The sequence below is a fragment of the Pseudomonas fluorescens genome (assembly GCF_030344995.1).
In the GTDB taxonomy this organism is placed as follows: Bacteria; Pseudomonadota; Gammaproteobacteria; order Pseudomonadales; family Pseudomonadaceae; genus Aquipseudomonas; species Aquipseudomonas fluorescens_BF.
Genome location: NZ_CP128260.1, coordinates 1,713,630 through 1,728,652, shown reverse-complemented (window position 1 = coordinate 1,728,652; position 15,023 = coordinate 1,713,630). Strand labels below are relative to the sequence as shown.

14 protein-coding genes are annotated in these 15,023 nt (G+C 61.2%); 8 read left to right on the top strand and 6 right to left on the bottom strand.

Going from position 1 to position 15,023, the window contains the following annotated elements; genetic code table 11:
- Positions 1 to 122: 122 nt before the first annotated feature.
- Positions 123 to 1,469, bottom strand: a complete 1,347-nt coding sequence (locus QR290_RS07770) for an MFS transporter (protein ID WP_115076823.1) — start codon at positions 1,467 to 1,469, stop codon at positions 123 to 125.
- Positions 1,470 to 1,764: 295 nt separating this feature from the next.
- Positions 1,765 to 2,607 (bottom strand): pca regulon transcriptional regulator PcaR, encoded by an 843-nt coding sequence (gene pcaR / locus QR290_RS07765; RefSeq protein WP_007917109.1) that lies wholly within the window; start codon positions 2,605 to 2,607, stop codon positions 1,765 to 1,767.
- Positions 2,608 to 3,248: 641 nt separating this feature from the next.
- On the opposite strand from pcaR, the gene QR290_RS07760 reads away from it, so the two are divergent.
- The 3 genes from QR290_RS07760 (at position 3,249) to QR290_RS07750 (ending at position 5,674) form a co-directional block, all read left to right on the top strand.
- Positions 3,249 to 3,449 (top strand): hypothetical protein, encoded by a 201-nt coding sequence (locus tag QR290_RS07760; protein WP_007957826.1) that lies wholly within the window; start codon positions 3,249 to 3,251, stop codon positions 3,447 to 3,449.
- 375 nt (positions 3,450 to 3,824) lie between these two features.
- Complete coding sequence (locus QR290_RS07755; protein ID WP_115076822.1) at positions 3,825 to 5,300, top strand: inorganic phosphate transporter; 1,476 nt, start codon at positions 3,825 to 3,827, stop codon at positions 5,298 to 5,300.
- A gap of 167 nt (positions 5,301 to 5,467) precedes the next feature.
- Positions 5,468 to 5,674, top strand: coding sequence for a hypothetical protein (locus tag QR290_RS07750; protein WP_289204651.1), 207 nt, complete (start codon positions 5,468 to 5,470; stop codon positions 5,672 to 5,674).
- A gap of 354 nt (positions 5,675 to 6,028) precedes the next feature.
- Here the strand turns inward: QR290_RS07750 and ccoM are convergent, their stop codons facing one another.
- Both ccoM and QR290_RS07740 read right to left on the bottom strand, forming a co-directional pair.
- A complete protein-coding gene (gene ccoM / locus QR290_RS07745; protein WP_007959205.1) occupies positions 6,029 to 6,145 on the bottom strand; it encodes a cytochrome c oxidase subunit CcoM in 117 nt (38 codons plus the stop codon).
- Positions 6,146 to 6,290: 145 nt separating this feature from the next.
- A complete protein-coding gene (locus tag QR290_RS07740) occupies positions 6,291 to 6,452 on the bottom strand; it encodes a hypothetical protein (protein WP_007959203.1) in 162 nt (53 codons plus the stop codon).
- A gap of 185 nt (positions 6,453 to 6,637) precedes the next feature.
- Here QR290_RS07740 and QR290_RS07735 point away from each other — a divergent pair, with 185 nt between their 5' ends.
- The 3 genes from QR290_RS07735 (at position 6,638) to QR290_RS07725 (ending at position 9,271) form a co-directional block, all read left to right on the top strand.
- The gene (locus QR290_RS07735; RefSeq protein WP_289204650.1) at positions 6,638 to 7,504 is read left to right on the top strand and encodes a LysR substrate-binding domain-containing protein; all 867 of its coding nucleotides are present in this window, start codon (positions 6,638 to 6,640) and stop codon (positions 7,502 to 7,504) included.
- A gap of 88 nt (positions 7,505 to 7,592) precedes the next feature.
- On the top strand, positions 7,593 to 8,063 hold the full coding sequence (locus tag QR290_RS07730) for a RidA family protein (RefSeq protein ID WP_289204649.1): 471 nt from the start codon (positions 7,593 to 7,595) through the stop codon (positions 8,061 to 8,063).
- Complete coding sequence (locus QR290_RS07725) at positions 8,060 to 9,271, top strand: aminotransferase class V-fold PLP-dependent enzyme (protein WP_115076818.1); 1,212 nt, start codon at positions 8,060 to 8,062, stop codon at positions 9,269 to 9,271. The genes QR290_RS07730 and QR290_RS07725 overlap by 4 nt, the downstream gene beginning before the upstream one ends.
- Here QR290_RS07725 and QR290_RS07720 read toward each other — a convergent pair.
- Positions 9,241 to 9,582, bottom strand: a complete 342-nt coding sequence (locus QR290_RS07720) for a hypothetical protein (RefSeq protein ID WP_007959194.1) — start codon at positions 9,580 to 9,582, stop codon at positions 9,241 to 9,243. The two genes, QR290_RS07725 and QR290_RS07720, sit on opposite strands and share 31 nt — an antisense overlap.
- A gap of 243 nt (positions 9,583 to 9,825) precedes the next feature.
- Here QR290_RS07720 and rapA point away from each other — a divergent pair, with 243 nt between their 5' ends.
- Positions 9,826 to 12,672: an RNA polymerase-associated protein RapA gene (gene rapA, locus QR290_RS07715; protein ID WP_289204648.1), complete on the top strand. Its 2,847-nt coding sequence runs from the start codon at positions 9,826 to 9,828 to the stop codon at positions 12,670 to 12,672.
- 181 nt (positions 12,673 to 12,853) lie between these two features.
- Here rapA and QR290_RS07710 read toward each other — a convergent pair whose 3' ends face one another.
- Positions 12,854 to 14,203: a spinster family MFS transporter gene (locus QR290_RS07710; protein WP_115076816.1), complete on the bottom strand. Its 1,350-nt coding sequence runs from the start codon at positions 14,201 to 14,203 to the stop codon at positions 12,854 to 12,856.
- A gap of 303 nt (positions 14,204 to 14,506) precedes the next feature.
- On the opposite strand from QR290_RS07710, the gene QR290_RS07705 reads away from it, so the two are divergent.
- Positions 14,507 to 14,860 (top strand): YkgJ family cysteine cluster protein, encoded by a 354-nt coding sequence (locus tag QR290_RS07705; protein ID WP_115076815.1) that lies wholly within the window; start codon positions 14,507 to 14,509, stop codon positions 14,858 to 14,860.
- The last annotated feature ends 163 nt before the right edge of the window (positions 14,861 to 15,023 follow it).

Here is a 15,023-nt window from a genome sequence, read left to right as displayed (position 1 = left end):
AGATTAAGCCGCTGATTTTCACCAAACAATCCGATAATCGACTGAGTGTTCGTTTATCGAACAGATTGTTATATGCCTAATGATCACTCCCGCATCGCGTGCGGGAGTGATGGACGCGGATCTCAGGTCGCGTCCGCGTGACTGACCAGGCCCTTGATCACCACCGCTGCCGTGGCCAGGCCCGCCGGAATCACCAGCGCCGTCAGCACCTGTTCGAAATTCCAGCCCAGGCCCAACAGGGTTGCGCCCATCCACGCCCCGAGAATCGCGCCGAACCGGCCGATCCCGAGCATCCACGACACACCGGTCGCCCGACCTTGAGTCGGATAAAACCGCGCTGCCAGCGACGGCATCGCCGATTGCGCGCCGTTGACGCACATGCCCGCCACCAGCACCAGCGTCGCCAGCAACGTGATGTTGCCCAGACTCTGTCCCACCGCGTAGGCAAACACCCCGGCCAGCAGGTAAAAAATGCCGATGACCTTGTGCGGATTGAAGCGATCCATCGCCCAGCCTACGCCGACCGCGCTCAACACCCCGCCGAACTGGAACAACGCGCCGATGAACGCTGCCTGCTCCATGCTCGCGCCACTGTCGCGCATCAGGGTCGGCAGCCAACTGGTCAGCAGGTAAACGATGACAAGGCCCATGAAGTAGGTCAGCCACAGCAGCAACGTACCAACGCTGTAGGTGCCGGAGAAAATCACCGCGAACACATTGCGCGCTTTTACCGTTTTCTGTTCCGGCACGCTGAAGCTCGCGGCCTGAGCGACGGTGGCAGGGTCAATGGGCGCGAGGGTCTTGCGCACTTTGTCGGTGCCGCGATTGCGCACCACCAGATAACGCGCCGATTCCGGCAGCCAGAGCAGCAACACCACGGCGAGGATCAGCGGCAGAATCCCGCCGATCAGTAACAGACTGTGCCAGCCGAATGCCGGAATCAGCTTGGCCGAAATAAACCCGCCGCCGGCCATGCCGAGGTTGAAGCCGCAGAACATGCTGGTCACCAGCAACGACTTCTTGCGCTCCGGGGTGTATTCCGACAGCAGCGTGGTCGCGTTCGGCATGCCGGCGCCCAGCCCCAGACCGGTGAGGAAGCGCAGCACCAGCAACTGATCGACGTTAGTGGCGTAGGCCGATGCCAGACTGAAAGCACCGAACAGAAAAACCGCGCCGACCAGTACGACTTTTCGCCCGAAGCGGTCAGCCAGCGGCCCGGAGCCCAACGCACCGAAGACCATGCCGATCAGCGCGGCACTCATCACCGGGCCGAGGCTGGCGCGGTCGATGCCCCAGTCCTGAGACAGAGCCGGCGCGATAAAACCCATGGCCGCGGTGTCGAGGCCATCGAGGAACACAATCAGGAAACACAGAATCACCACTCGCCACTGATAGCGCGAGATCGGTTGGGCGTTGATGAAGGACTGCACGTCGAGGCAGTGACCTACAGCGGACTGAGGCTGGTTCATTATTTTTATTCCACGCAAGAAAACGCAGTCGAACGGCGGCCGGCCAGAGAGCGGCGCGGTCACAACTATATAAGGAAGGAATCAGGCGTTGCGCTAATACCGGCAACAGGAACGGGAGCGGCGACAGTCGGGGAACGTGCGCATGGGAAGTTGCCTCTTGTCATTATTATGGGAGTCGACAATCCGGCGGGCTCATTCACATTCGCGCCGGATGACGCTGCCGCGACATTAATGATCCGGGGGTTTTAGCGTCAATTCGATAAACGCAACTCTGTGCGTTTATCGAACAGCTTCATCAGGCAAACAACTGCGCACTGAGATCGCGACTGGCGCTTAACAGGCCGGGCAGAAAGCGCTGCTCCAGCTCGGTGCGGCTGACGCGACCGGCGTGGGTGCTGACGTTGAGCGCGGCCACCACTTGGCCGGAGGCGTCATACACTGGCACTGCAATTGAGCGCAGGCCCTGTTCCAGCTCCTGATCGACGATGCACCAGCCCTGCTGCCGCACTTCCTGCAAACATTCGAGCAAGGCGTCGGGGGTGTGAATCGTTCGGCTGGTCTTGGCCACCAGTTCGGCGTGGTCGAGGTATTCGCGCAGCGAGGTATCGTCCAGCGCTGCCAGCAGAATCCGCCCCATGGACGTGCAATATGCCGGCAACCGCCCGCCCACCGAGAGGTCCACCGAAATCAGACGCTGAGTGGTGGCCGAACGGGCGATGTACAAAATATCGTCGCCTTCCAGCGTGGCCATGTTGCAGGCCTCGTGCAGTTGCTCGCTCATGCGGTCGAGGTACGGCTGGGCGGAGACCGCCAGCGGCGTCGAAGACAGATAGGCGTGACCGAGGGTCAGCACTTTGGGCAGAAGCGAATAAGTGCGTCCGTCAGTGGTGGCATAACCGAGCTTGATCAGTGTGTGCAGGCAACGGCGCACGGCGGCGCGGGGAATTTCCGTGCGGTGGCTGATCTGGGCGATGGTCAGGTGGCGCTTGCGCTCCTGAAACGCCTGCACCACCGCCAGGCCACGGGCCAGGGAAGTCATGAAATCCGGATCACCGGTCAGGGCCTGGATACGCTTGGCCGGCGAAGCGACGATCGGCGGCGCTACCGAGGTGAAGGAATTGCGCATTTGATCGTTCATGTCAGGTCCTTTTTTCTTGTTCGGATCAACGGCTATACAAGCGGCTCGCTGGCGGATACACAAGCGACAGACCGCCAACACCGGGCGATTATCGAACCGTCGACCGATAATCGCAATCGCCCTCGTCTCCTCCGGCGGGCTGCGCTGAGCAGATTTGGACCTGAAACGCCTGCGTAGTTAACGAGCCTTAGTTGTCCGACTAAATGGCGCCAGAAACCAAACACTGCGCAACAAAGATGCAACTATTGCTGGAAGTTGCACGTCACAAAACAATCACACATCCGGAACCGTTTTTAACTTGGCAAAGATAGTCAATCCCGATTCGGCCGCTATAATGCACCTCAGTGACACCGCGCTTTTATTTGCCGACGGTGCCACCCGCTGGCGCGATGTCCATCGCCGCCGGCCCCGGCCAGCGCCTGATGCGCATTACTCATGCACCGCCAGCGCGCTCGCTGAAACAGGAAACTGATGCTGCGTCAGTTTTAATCTGGTGCCGTAGCCGCCTGCAACATGGAAGTCCTGACCGTCTTCCCGACAACACCGCTGCCTGTCCGGGCGAGCGCTTGTTGGTGAACCGGTTAAATGATTCGTTGCAGTGCGTTCACCAGACATTTATCTCAACTCATACAGGTAGCACTGTGACGAAAGACGAACTGCGCGCGGAACTTGAGCGCCAGGAACAACGTTACAAGGAAGTTTACGGCGGGGAAGTCACCACCTACGCCGCCCAGCCCGAACCAGAACGCAAAGCCTGGCGTAAACGCCCTACCGTTCAGGATCAGGTCTTCCAGCAAGAACTGAAAAAAATGGAAGAGGAACTCAAAGCCGAAGAGCCTTGAAGCCGTCCTTTGCATCTTCCGAGGGTAAGCGTACTCACCGGGTTACAAGCACGGTGGACTGACGATGCCTTGCGCGCCCGCTACCCGCGGGCAGCGGCCAACTCCCCTGAATTGCGCAGGTCTGGAGTGTGTCAGACGCGTTTCTCAGATATTTCATACAAGTTTCAGCCCCCTCCCGACAACCGGCCAATCCGCCGCCTTCTCGCATTTTTATCAATCGAATCAATGCCTTGCAAAACCCTGCAAAAAGCTTGGGTAATGCACCTTGATACAAATTAATTTGGCGAAGACGGTTACCGATGAGCAGGTAGGGGATCGATTTCCAGTCTTTTCTGGCATAATCGCGCCCCCTTATGACCGGGTCAGAAAACCTTCATGATCGATTTATTCAGCGGACTGGATGCCTGGGTGCTTGTGAGCCTCCTGCTCGCCCTGACATTTGTCCTCGCCTTCGAGTTCATCAATGGATTTCATGACACCGCTAACGCGGTAGCCACTGTTATCTACACCAAAGCGATGCCGCCTCACCTGGCGGTGTTCTTCTCGGGCGTGTTCAACTTCCTCGGCGTATTGCTGGGCGGCGTTGGCGTGGCGTATGCCATCGTGCACCTGCTGCCGGTAGAACTGTTGATCAACGTGAACACCGGCCATGGTCTGGCAATGGTCTTCTCGCTGCTCGCCGCCGCCATCGCCTGGAACCTGGGCACCTGGTACTTCGGTATCCCGGCCTCCAGTTCGCACACGCTGATCGGTTCGATCCTCGGTGTCGGCCTGGCCAACGCCCTGATCAACGAAATTCCACTGGCCGACGGCGTCAACTGGCAGAAAGCGATCGATATCGGCGCCTCGCTGGTGTTCTCGCCGATGGCCGGTTTCCTGATCGCCGCGCTGGTGCTGATCGGCCTGAAATGGTGGCGCCCGCTGTCGAAGATGCACAAGACGCCGGAACAGCGCCGCAAGATCGACGACAAGAAGCACCCACCGTTCTGGAACCGCCTGGTCCTGGTGATCTCGGCCATGGCCGTGAGCTTCGTGCACGGTTCCAACGACGGCCAGAAAGGTATCGGCCTGATCATGCTGGTACTGATCGGTATCGTGCCTGCGCAGTTCGTACTCGACCTGAACAGCACCACCTACCAGATCGAACGTACTCGCGACGCGACCCTGCACCTGAGCCAGTTCTACAAGCGCAACGCCGACACCCTGGGCGAATTCCTGGCCCTGGGCAAAAGCGTGGAAGGCGACCTGCCGGAGAAATTCCGTTGCAACCCGCAACAGACCGAACCGACCATCGCTGCCCTGCTCGACACCCTCAAAGGTGTAGCGGACTACCACTCGCTGTCCTCGGAAAGCCGCATCGAAGTGCGTCGCTACCTGCTCTGCCTGGACGACACCGCGAAGAAAGTCAGCAAACTGCCAGGCCTCGCACCGCGTGAAAAAGCCGACCTGGACAAACTGCGCAAAGACCTGACCACCACCACCGAATACGCCCCGTTCTGGGTGATTCTGGCGGTCGCCCTGGCCCTGGGCCTGGGCACCATGGTCGGCTGGAAACGCGTGGTACTGACCATCGGCGAGAAGATCGGCAAACAAGGCATGACCTACTCGCAAGGCATGTCGGCCCAGATCACCACCGCCAGCCTGATCGGCCTGGCCAACATCTTCAGCCTGCCGGTGTCCACCACCCACGTCCTCTCCTCGGGCGTGGCCGGCACCATGGTCGCCAACAAAAGCGGCCTGCAAGGCGGCACGGTGAAAACCATCCTGCTGGCCTGGGTCCTGACCCTGCCAGCCACCGTGGCCCTGTCGGCCGGCCTGTTCTGGCTGGCGTCGAAGGCACTGGGTAGCTGATAGACCGCTGTAATGAAAAAGGCGTGATTCGAAAGGATCACGCCTTTTTTGTTGGGCGCGGTAAAGAGGCGCTGAAGATCAAGAGCGCCCTCACCCTAACCCTCTCCCGGAGGGAGAGGGGACTGACCGAGTTGTTTGGGAAAGGTACGCCGACGTGAGATACCGAGGTGAACTCAGGTCTTAAAAAGCAAACATCTAAAGCCTGCCTTTGCCTTTGCCTTTGCCTTGGCTTTGGCTTTGGCTTTGGCTTTGGCTTTGGCTTTGGCTTTGGCTTTGGCTTTGGCTTTGGCTTTGGCTTTGGCTTCCCACCACTCAACACGATGAGCGTTAGCTCGAGTAAAGCTTTTGACGTACCGGCCCCATCGGAAGGCTGAGTGGAGGGATTTATCCGGGGGTGGGAGCGCAGCGACCGTTTGGCGAAGCCAAACACATCGAGAGGAGGTGCAGCGAAGCAAACCGTAGGCGATGCCCCCGGATGAATCCCGGAGCGAAGGAACGCCGAGCCTCAGCGAGGCGCCGACCGCAGGGGCCCAGCCTTTTGCTTACTTTTCGGCGTTTGGAAAAGTGAGCCGCTGTAAGAGCGGAACCGCCAGCCGCAACACCCACAAAAACGGATATTCACAAAAAACACCCAAAGCATGGTCGGCCCAAAGGCCGCCAAGACACAAAAAAAAGGGGCAACCGAAGTCGCCCCAAAATGCCTTGCGTGCTCATCAAACCCAGAAGGACTAAGGCTTCTTGCGCTTATTCGCATCCTTCCAGATAAAAAATCCAAACCCTGCAAAAAACAGAACCATCAGCCCCACAGTCAGGACCCCGGCAAACACCACGTTATCGAAAAACATGACTGGCCTCCTGGCCCCTGCTTTGCTGCGATGGAACTAAGTTAACCAATCAGGCAGGCGCAGGAATTGACCGGGATCAATGCCGGTCACCATGCGCAGGAAAGGAAGGGAAATAACTGACCTGCATCAACGGATGCAGGGGAGATCAACGCTTTTTCGGTTTGTTTTTCGGCTTTTTCTTCGGTTTACCCAATGGCATGGCCTGCTCGAAAGCCTGGCGTACTTCATTCAGGCGCTTCTCGTTGAGGTCATGAACCCGCTTGGCGCGTTCAGTGTTGAGGTCGATCAGCTTGTCGTCTTGGCTCATGGCGTTCGGTGCATCGCTTGGACTGAATCACAACTGCCGGATCACCGACAGGACTGCGCCAATAATGCGGCCTCGCGCAGGCGCTGACCAGCCACTGACCTGAACGCTCTACAACAATTCATGTACCGCCCACCGGATTTGCCCGCACAATCGGCGCCTCGCCCTGAATACGAAGGATCTGCGCCGTGCCCCTGCATCAGGATCTGCCACCGCTGATGGCCTTGCGCGCCTTTGAGGCCGTGGCCCGCCATTTGAGTTTCATCAAGGCTGCCGACGAGCTGTCGGTGACCCAAAGTGCGATCAGCCATCAGGTGCACAAACTCGAAGAATTCCTCGATCAGCGACTGTTCGTGCGCCGCACCCGGGCGATCGATCTGACACCTGCTGGCGAACAGTATTACCGGCAAATCCAACCGGCTCTCGCCGCGATTGCCGCCGCCACCCACGACCTGCGCGGCGAGCGCCCCACCACTCTGCGCATCGGTCTGCTCGCCTCCTTCGCCACTTTATGGCTGGCACCGCGTCTGGCGGATTTCAACGCGAAATACCCGAACACCCATGTCGAACTGCTGCCCGCCGTGCAACTGGCCGATGTCGACGCTGGCGAGGTGGATCTGGCGATCCGCTATGGCAAGGGCGGCTGGGCGAAAGTCGAGGCAAACCGGTTCATGAGCGAAACCCTGACACCAGTGTGCAGCCCGGCCTTCAAGGCTAAAGGCGTGACCAACGGCCCGTTGCTGATGGCCAAGTCGCACCAGCCGTTCGAATGGATCGACTGGCAGCAACACAGCGGCATCGATCTGGCTCATGTGCCCAGCGTCATGCTCCACGACTACAACATCGTCGTTGAAGCGGCCGTCGCCGGTCAGGGCATTGCCATGGGGCGCCAACAAATGATCGAACGCCGGGTCAAGGAAGGCGCGCTGGTGCCAGCCTTCGACACGCCGCCGATGCTCGGCGAGATCGGTTATTGGCTGGTCACCCCGCAACGCCCACAAACTCCGGCGTCGCAAAGTTTCTGCCAGTGGCTGGAGGAAACGGCCCACGCATGAGTTTTTTGGATGCGTCGGATTAAATCTATCCGTTTGTCGCCCTTGGCTCTCACCAACATGCTGAAGCCCTCACTCAGGAGGACTTCCCATGACCGATTCCCTCAGCCAACGCGTGCAACAACTCGGCCTGCGCCTGCCCGAACCGAGTCAGCCGATCGCCAATTACGTCAACCATGTGGTCAGCCAGAACCAGCTATTCATCTCCGGGCAGATTCCATTGCTCGACGGCAAACCTGCCTTTATCGGGCGACTGGGCGAAGCGATCTCCGACGAAGAAGGCGCCAACGCCGCCGAATTGGCTGCCTTGGGCCTGTTGGCCCAGTTGAGCAATGCACTGGGCGATGACCTGACGAAACTGGTGCGCATCCTGCGCCTCGGGGTTTTCGTCGCCGCCACCCCGGATTTCAAGGCTCAGGGCGTCGTCGCCAACGGCGCCTCGAATCTGCTGGTCAACGCCCTCGGCGACAAGGGCCGGCACGTGCGCACCGCGGTCGGCGTGTCGAGCCTGCCGGCCGGTGTTGCGGTGGAAATCGACGCGATCTTCGAGCTCAAGCCGTGAACATCGACGACCTCTCGCGCCTGCGCGCGGCCACGCCCGGCTGCGCTCAGGTGATCCACTTCAACCACGCCGGCGCCTCGCTGCCAAGTCAGGCCACCCTCGACGCAGTGATCGAACAGCTGCAACGCGAAGCACTCGGCGGGCCGATGGAAGCGGCGGACAACCGGGTACAGGAACGCGCGCGCAACGCGGCCGCCGCCCTGCTCAACGCTCAGCCCGAGGACATCGCCTTCGCCAGCAGCGGCTCGGCAGCCTGGAGCCAGGCGTTCAACGCACTGGGCCCGTGGCAACCCGGCGAACGGATTCTGGTAGGACGCCATGAATGGGCCGGCAATCTGGCGTGCATGGCCGAAGCGGTGAAGGCCGGCGCACGGCTCGAAGTGATTCCTTGTGACGCCCACGGTGCGGTCGACCCGCAAGCCCTGGCGCAGATGATCGACGGCCAGGTGCGGCTGATTGCCCTCACCTGGCTGCCGGCCAACGGCGGCCTGATCAACCCCGCCGCGCAGATCGGCAGCGTGGCGCGGCACCACGGCATCCCTTATTTCATCGACGCCGGTCAGGCGCTGGGCCAGTTGCCTTGCGATGTTCAGGCCTTGCAGTGCGACGTGCTCAAGGGTGCGGGTCGCAAGTTCCTGCGCGGGCCGCGCGGCACGGCGCTGATGTACATCCGACCACAGTTCCTGCAACGGCTGCTCCCCGTGCAACGCGATGTATTGTCGGCACCATGGGACGGCAAGCGCTTTACCTTGCGCGACGACGCGCGCCGCTTTGAAACCAGTGAAGTATCGCTGGCGCTGCTGGCTGGGCTGGCGAATGCGCTGGAGGAGTACAACCGCCTCGGCGCGGTCCCCATCCGCCAGCGCATCGAACAACTGAGCAGTAAATTGCGTCAACGCTTGAAGGCGATTCCCGGCCTGACGCTGCGGGATCTCGGAACGGCCAGTCAACAATCCGGGCTGATCGCCTTCACGCTCGAAGGCTTGGACAGCGTGGCGCTGAAGCAGACATTGGCCGAACGGCGAATCAACATCGGCGCCAATGGCGTGTCCTACACACCGCTGGACATGCAGGCGCGCGGGCTGACAAATATTGCGCGGGTGGCGGTGAGCTATTTGAACACGCAGGAAGAGATCGACGTGTTGCTGGAAAACCTGACGGAGCTGGCGGCGCGGCCTCAGATTTCGATGTCGACCCAAAGGCCCTGACGCGGCTGATCTTCCATCAACGGCGCCACCGGCACGGTGTTGTCGGCGTTCAGTTCGGTGCCGGGCACGGCGAGGTGCGCTTCGGGGTCGTCGTCGGCTTCGCGGCGACGGCGATCGCGTTCCTGCTGGCGGCGCTGCTCTTCGCGCAGCAGATAGCCGTCCTCTTCCGGATCGCGTTTTTGCAGGTCGATGGTGCTTTCGTTTGAGCTTTCCTGCACCGGCACCACAGGGGGAATATCCGGTCGCTGGCGGATCGGATCCTGCTGGGAGGTGATCGGCACGGCGCTCAGGGGGAGCATCGGTGGCAGCATATGAAGGGTCTCCTGTAAGCAGGTTATCGGCGGCGCCCAAGGTGCCTTGAGCCATCGGTCGCAAACTTGTGACCGGTTTGGCACTCAGGGGTGCCGCAACATCCCGTAAAACCGATGCATGACCTAATCTTCCCTGCAATTGGCCGATTGCGGTTAAAAGCCGGGCCGAGGCTCCTTATCCTTTGGCCTCGGGCCCTCATTCCGTTAAGATAGCCCGCTTTTTCAAGGTGGGAGTCAGGCAGCATGGCGCAGCAGTATCAACCGGGGCAACGCTGGATCAGTGACAGCGAAGCAGAGCTTGGTTTAGGCACCGTTCTGGCACAGGACGGCCGCTTGTTGACCGTGCTTTACCCGGCCACTGGCGAGACTCGCCAGTACGCGCTACGGAATGCGCCCCTCACCCGCGTGCGGTTCTCGCCCGGTGATTCGATCACTCACTTCGAAGGCTGGAAGATGACTGTCCAGCAAGTCGACGACGTCGACGGCCTGATGGTCTATCACGGCCTCAACGCGCAGAACGAAGCAGTCACCCTGCCGGAAACCCAGCTGTCGAACTTCATTCAGTTCCGCCTGGCCAGCGACCGTCTGTTCGCCGGCCAGATCGACCCGCTGTCGTGGTTCTCCCTGCGTTATCACACCCTGGAACACACCAGCCGCCAGTTGCAGTCCGCGCTGTGGGGCCTGGGCGGCGTGCGTGCACAACCGATCGCCCACCAGCTGCACATTGCCCGTGAAGTCGCCGACCGCATCGCGCCGCGCGTATTGCTGGCGGACGAAGTGGGTCTGGGCAAGACCATCGAAGCCGGCCTGGTGATCCATCGCCAGCTGCTGTCGGGCCGCGCCAACCGCGTGCTGATCCTGGTTCCGGAAAACCTCCAGCACCAATGGCTGGTGGAAATGCGCCGCCGCTTCAACCTGCAGGTCGCGCTGTTCGACGAAGAGCGCTTCATCGAAAGCGATGCCACCAACCCGTTCGAAGACACCCAGCTGGCCCTGGTGGCGCTGGAGTGGCTGGTCGACGACGAAAAGGCGCAGGACGCACTGTTCGCTGCCGGTTGGGACCTGATGGTGGTCGACGAAGCCCACCACCTGGTGTGGCACGAAGATAAAGTCAGCCCGGAATACTCGCTGGTTGAACAGCTGGCCGAAGTCATTCCCGGCGTGCTGCTGCTCACCGCGACCCCGGAACAGCTCGGCCAGGACAGCCACTTCGCCCGTCTGCGCCTGCTCGACCCGAACCGTTTCCATGACCTGGCCGCCTTCCGCGCCGAGAGCGAAAACTATCGCCCGGTGGCCGAAGCCGTTCAGGAGCTGCTGGACAAGGGTCGCCTGTCGCCCGCCGCGCACAAGACCATCCACGGTTTCCTCGGCAACGAAGGTGAAGCCCTGCTCACCGCCGTCAACGATGGCGACACCGAAGCCAGCGCCCGCCTCGTGCGTGAACTGCTCGACCGCCACGGCACCGGCCGCGTGCTGTTCCGCAACACCCGCGCCGCCGTGCAGGGTTTCCCGGAGCGCAAACTGCACCCGTACCCGCTGCCGTGCCCCGACGAATACCTCGAACTGCCGCTGGGCGAACACGCCGAGCTGTACCCGGAAGTCAGCTTCCAGGCCCAGCCGGACGCCAGCGAAGAAGAACGCTGGTGGAAATTCGACCCGCGCGTCGAGTGGCTGATCGATCAGCTGAAAATGCTCAAGCGCACCAAAGTGCTGGTGATCTGCGCCCACGCCGAAACCGCGATGGACCTGGAAGACGCCCTGCGCGTGCGCTCCGGCATCCCGGCGACGGTGTTCCACGAAGGCATGAACATCCTCGAGCGTGACCGCGCCGCTGCCTACTTCGCCGACGAAGAATTCGGCGCGCAGGTGCTGATCTGCTCGGAAATCGGCAGTGAAGGTCGCAACTTCCAGTTCGCCCACCACCTGGTGCTGTTCGATCTGCCGTCGCACCCGGACCTGCTGGAGCAGCGGATCGGTCGTCTCGACCGGATCGGTCAGAAGCACATCATCGAACTGCACGTGCCTTACCTGGAAACCAGCCCGCAAGAGCGTCTGTTCCAGTGGTACCACGAAGCCCTGAACGCTTTCCTCAACACCTGCCCGACCGGCAACGCCTTGCAGCATCAGTTCGGCCCGCGCCTGCTGCCGCTGCTCGAAGAAGCCGACGACGGCGAGTGGCAAGCGCTGATCGACGAAGCGCGCACCGAGCGTGAGCGTCTGGAAGCCGAGCTGCACACCGGTCGCGACCGCCTGCTGGAACTCAACTCCGGCGGCGCCGGCGAAGGTGAAGCACTGGTCGAGGACATCCTCGAACAGGACGATCAGTTCGCCCTGCCGATCTACATGGAAACCCTGTTCGACGCGTTCGGCATCGACAGCGAAGACCATTCGGAAAACGCCCTGATCCTCAAGCCGAGCGAGAAAATGCTCGACGCCAGCTTCCCGCTGGGCGACGACGAAGGCGTGACCATCACCTACGACCGCAACCAGGCGCTGTCGCGCGAAGACATGCAGTTCATCACCTGGGAACACCCGATGGTGCAGGGCGGCATGGATCTGGTGCTGTCCGGTTCGATGGGCAACACCGCCGTCGCGCTGATCAAGAACAAGGCGCTCAAACCAGGCACCGTGCTGCTGGAACTGCTCTACGTCAGCGAAGTGGTTGCCCCGCGCTCGCTGCAACTGGGCCGTTACCTGCCGCCGGCCGCCCTGCGCTGCCTGCTCGACGCCAACGGCAACGACCTGTCGTCGCGCGTGGCCTTCGAAACCCTGAACGATCAACTGGAAAGCGTGCCGCGCGCCAGTGCCAACAAGTTCATCCAGGCCCAGCGCGATCAACTGACGCCACGGATCAACGCCGGTGAAGACAAGGTCACCCCGCGCCATGCCGAGCGCGTGGTAGAGGCCCGCCGCCGTCTGGCAGCCGACACCGACGAAGAACTGGCGCGCCTGACCGCGTTGCAAGCGGTCAACCCGACCGTACGCGACAGCGAACTGGACGCCCTGCGCAAGCAGCGCGAGCAAGGCCTTGCCATGCTCGACAAGGCTGCGCTGCGACTGGAAGCGATCCGGGTGCTGGTGGCGGGCTAAACCGCCCTGCTCCCTCGCCAAAAACGAAAAGGCCCGCAGCGATGCGGGCCTTTTTGTTTGCCTGATATTTATGCTGCGCGGCTGATTGCCTCTTCGCGAGCAAGCCCGCTCCCACATTCGACCGCATTTCCTCCTGAAGGAACCCGGTCAACTGTGGGAGCGGGCTTGCTCGCGAAGGCGATTACGCAGTCACCGCTGCCACCTCTGGCTCAACCACCGCCACCAGCCCTTCCTTCATCCGCTTCGCATCCCGCACAAAACACCGCGAGGCGAGGAACAGGAACACCATGGTCAGGAACAGCGCCACCGGAATCAGGTACATCGCATCATGCAAGCCGACGGCCTTGAAGGCTTCGGTCATCTGCTCGGCGCCCGCCGCGACCATCGCCGACTTGGCGAAGTGATCCGACAAACCGCCCACCACCACCGGTCCCAGACCGCCACCCAGCAAATACAACCCGGCAAAGAACAGCGCCATCGCCGTGGCCCGCAGGCGCGGCTCCACCACGTCCTGAATCGCCGTGTACACGCAGGTGTAGAAGTTATAAGCGAACAGCCAGCCCACACTGAACACCGCGACAAACACCCCGATCTCGATGCGCCCGGCATGCAGCGCCCACCCCGTGCACAGGGTCGAGATGATCAGACTGAACGCGGCAAACAGCAGTCGCCCGTTGGCTACGCGCTGGTGAATCTTGTCGGCGATCCAGCCGCCGAGGGTCAGGCCGATCAACCCGGTTACACCGACGATCACCCCGGTCGCCACCGCCGCTTCCTGCAACGGCATCAGGAAATAACGCTGCAGCATCGGCACCAGAAACGAGTTGCAGGCGTAGGTCGCAAAGTTGAAGCACAGCCCGGCCATCACCAGCCACAGGAAAGTCGGTACGGCGAGGACGCGGCGGATCGGTTTGTCGACTTTCTCTTGGGACACCTGCACGGTTTCCGCCGCGCCGCGCTTGGGTTCCTTGATGAAGAACATGAACACCGCCAGCACCAGCCCCGGTACGGCGGCGATGAAGAACGGTGCACGCCAGCTGTCGAACGCCTTGACCATCCAGCCGATGGTGAAGAAGGCCAGCAGCAGCCCCAACGGCAGGCCAAGCATGAAAATGCCCATGGCCCGGGCCCGGCGGTGAGCGGGGAACAAATCGCCGATCAGCGAGTTGGCGGCGGGCGCATAACTCGCTTCACCAATGCCGATGCCCATGCGCACCAGCAGGAAACTCCAGAAACTGCCGACCAGACCGTTCACGGCAGTCAGCGCGCTCCAGGTCGCCAGGCCCCAGCCCATCAGTTTGCTACGCGAACCGGTGTCGGCCATGCGGCCCAGTGGTAAGCCGGCAATCGCGTAGACCAGAGTGAACGCGGTGCCGACGATCCCTAGCTGGAAGTCGCTGAGGTGCCATTCCATGCGGATCGGTTCGATGATGATCGCCGGAATGGTGCGGTCGAAGAAGTTGAACAGGTTGGCGAGGAACAGCAGGAACAGAATGCGCCAGGCATTCGCCGCTTGGGTCGAGTTCTGCATGGGTCCGTCTCTTTATTGTTATTAGGGCTTCACTGCCAACGCATCCGAGCCCGGAACCTGCAATCTAGTCACGCTCGTCGGGGCTGTCTGTGATCATTCGTCAGCCTGATGACGAGCCATGGCTGTGTAACGAAACGTAAGCCGTTGAAATGCTTCGAATCCCCCTGAAACCGGGGCTTTTACGGAAAAATCCGGCAATGAAAAAATACTTTCGCGCCCCCCTTCCCAACGCCGTGGCAAAGCCTAGAATGGCCGCCGGATCCGTCCGGATCCTGCCGATCAATCCCTTTGATACCCCCGCCCATGTCCGAAGCCAGTCCGTGTCTGAATTGCGGTGCCTGCTGTTCCCATTTTCGTGTTTCTTTTTTCTGGGGTGAATGCGCATCCTCCGGCGGGACCGTCCCCGATGAACTGGTCACTCAGATCACGCCCAGCCGGGTCGCGATGATCGGCACCGATCGCAAGGCGCCGCGCTGTACCGCGCTGGAGGGCGAAGTCGGAAAATCGGTGGCCTGCACGATCTATGACAAGCGTTCCAGCCCCTGCCGCGAGTTCGAAGCGTCGTGGGAAAACGGCGAACAGAACATCGACTGCGACAAGGCCCGCGCCCGCTTCGGCCTGCCGCCGCTGCAACCGCACTGGAACGAAGTCGCCTGAGTTCAGGCATTTCCACGCTTAGCGCCAATCGCTATGAGGTTCATGCCGAAATCATTAGCGCCAATGTGCCACTACCGCTTGCACGGCAAAAACCGCCTCTATACTCCAGACATTCGCCTGCGTTGATGACGCAGTAAGGACGTACTCAGAGACGGGGCATGCT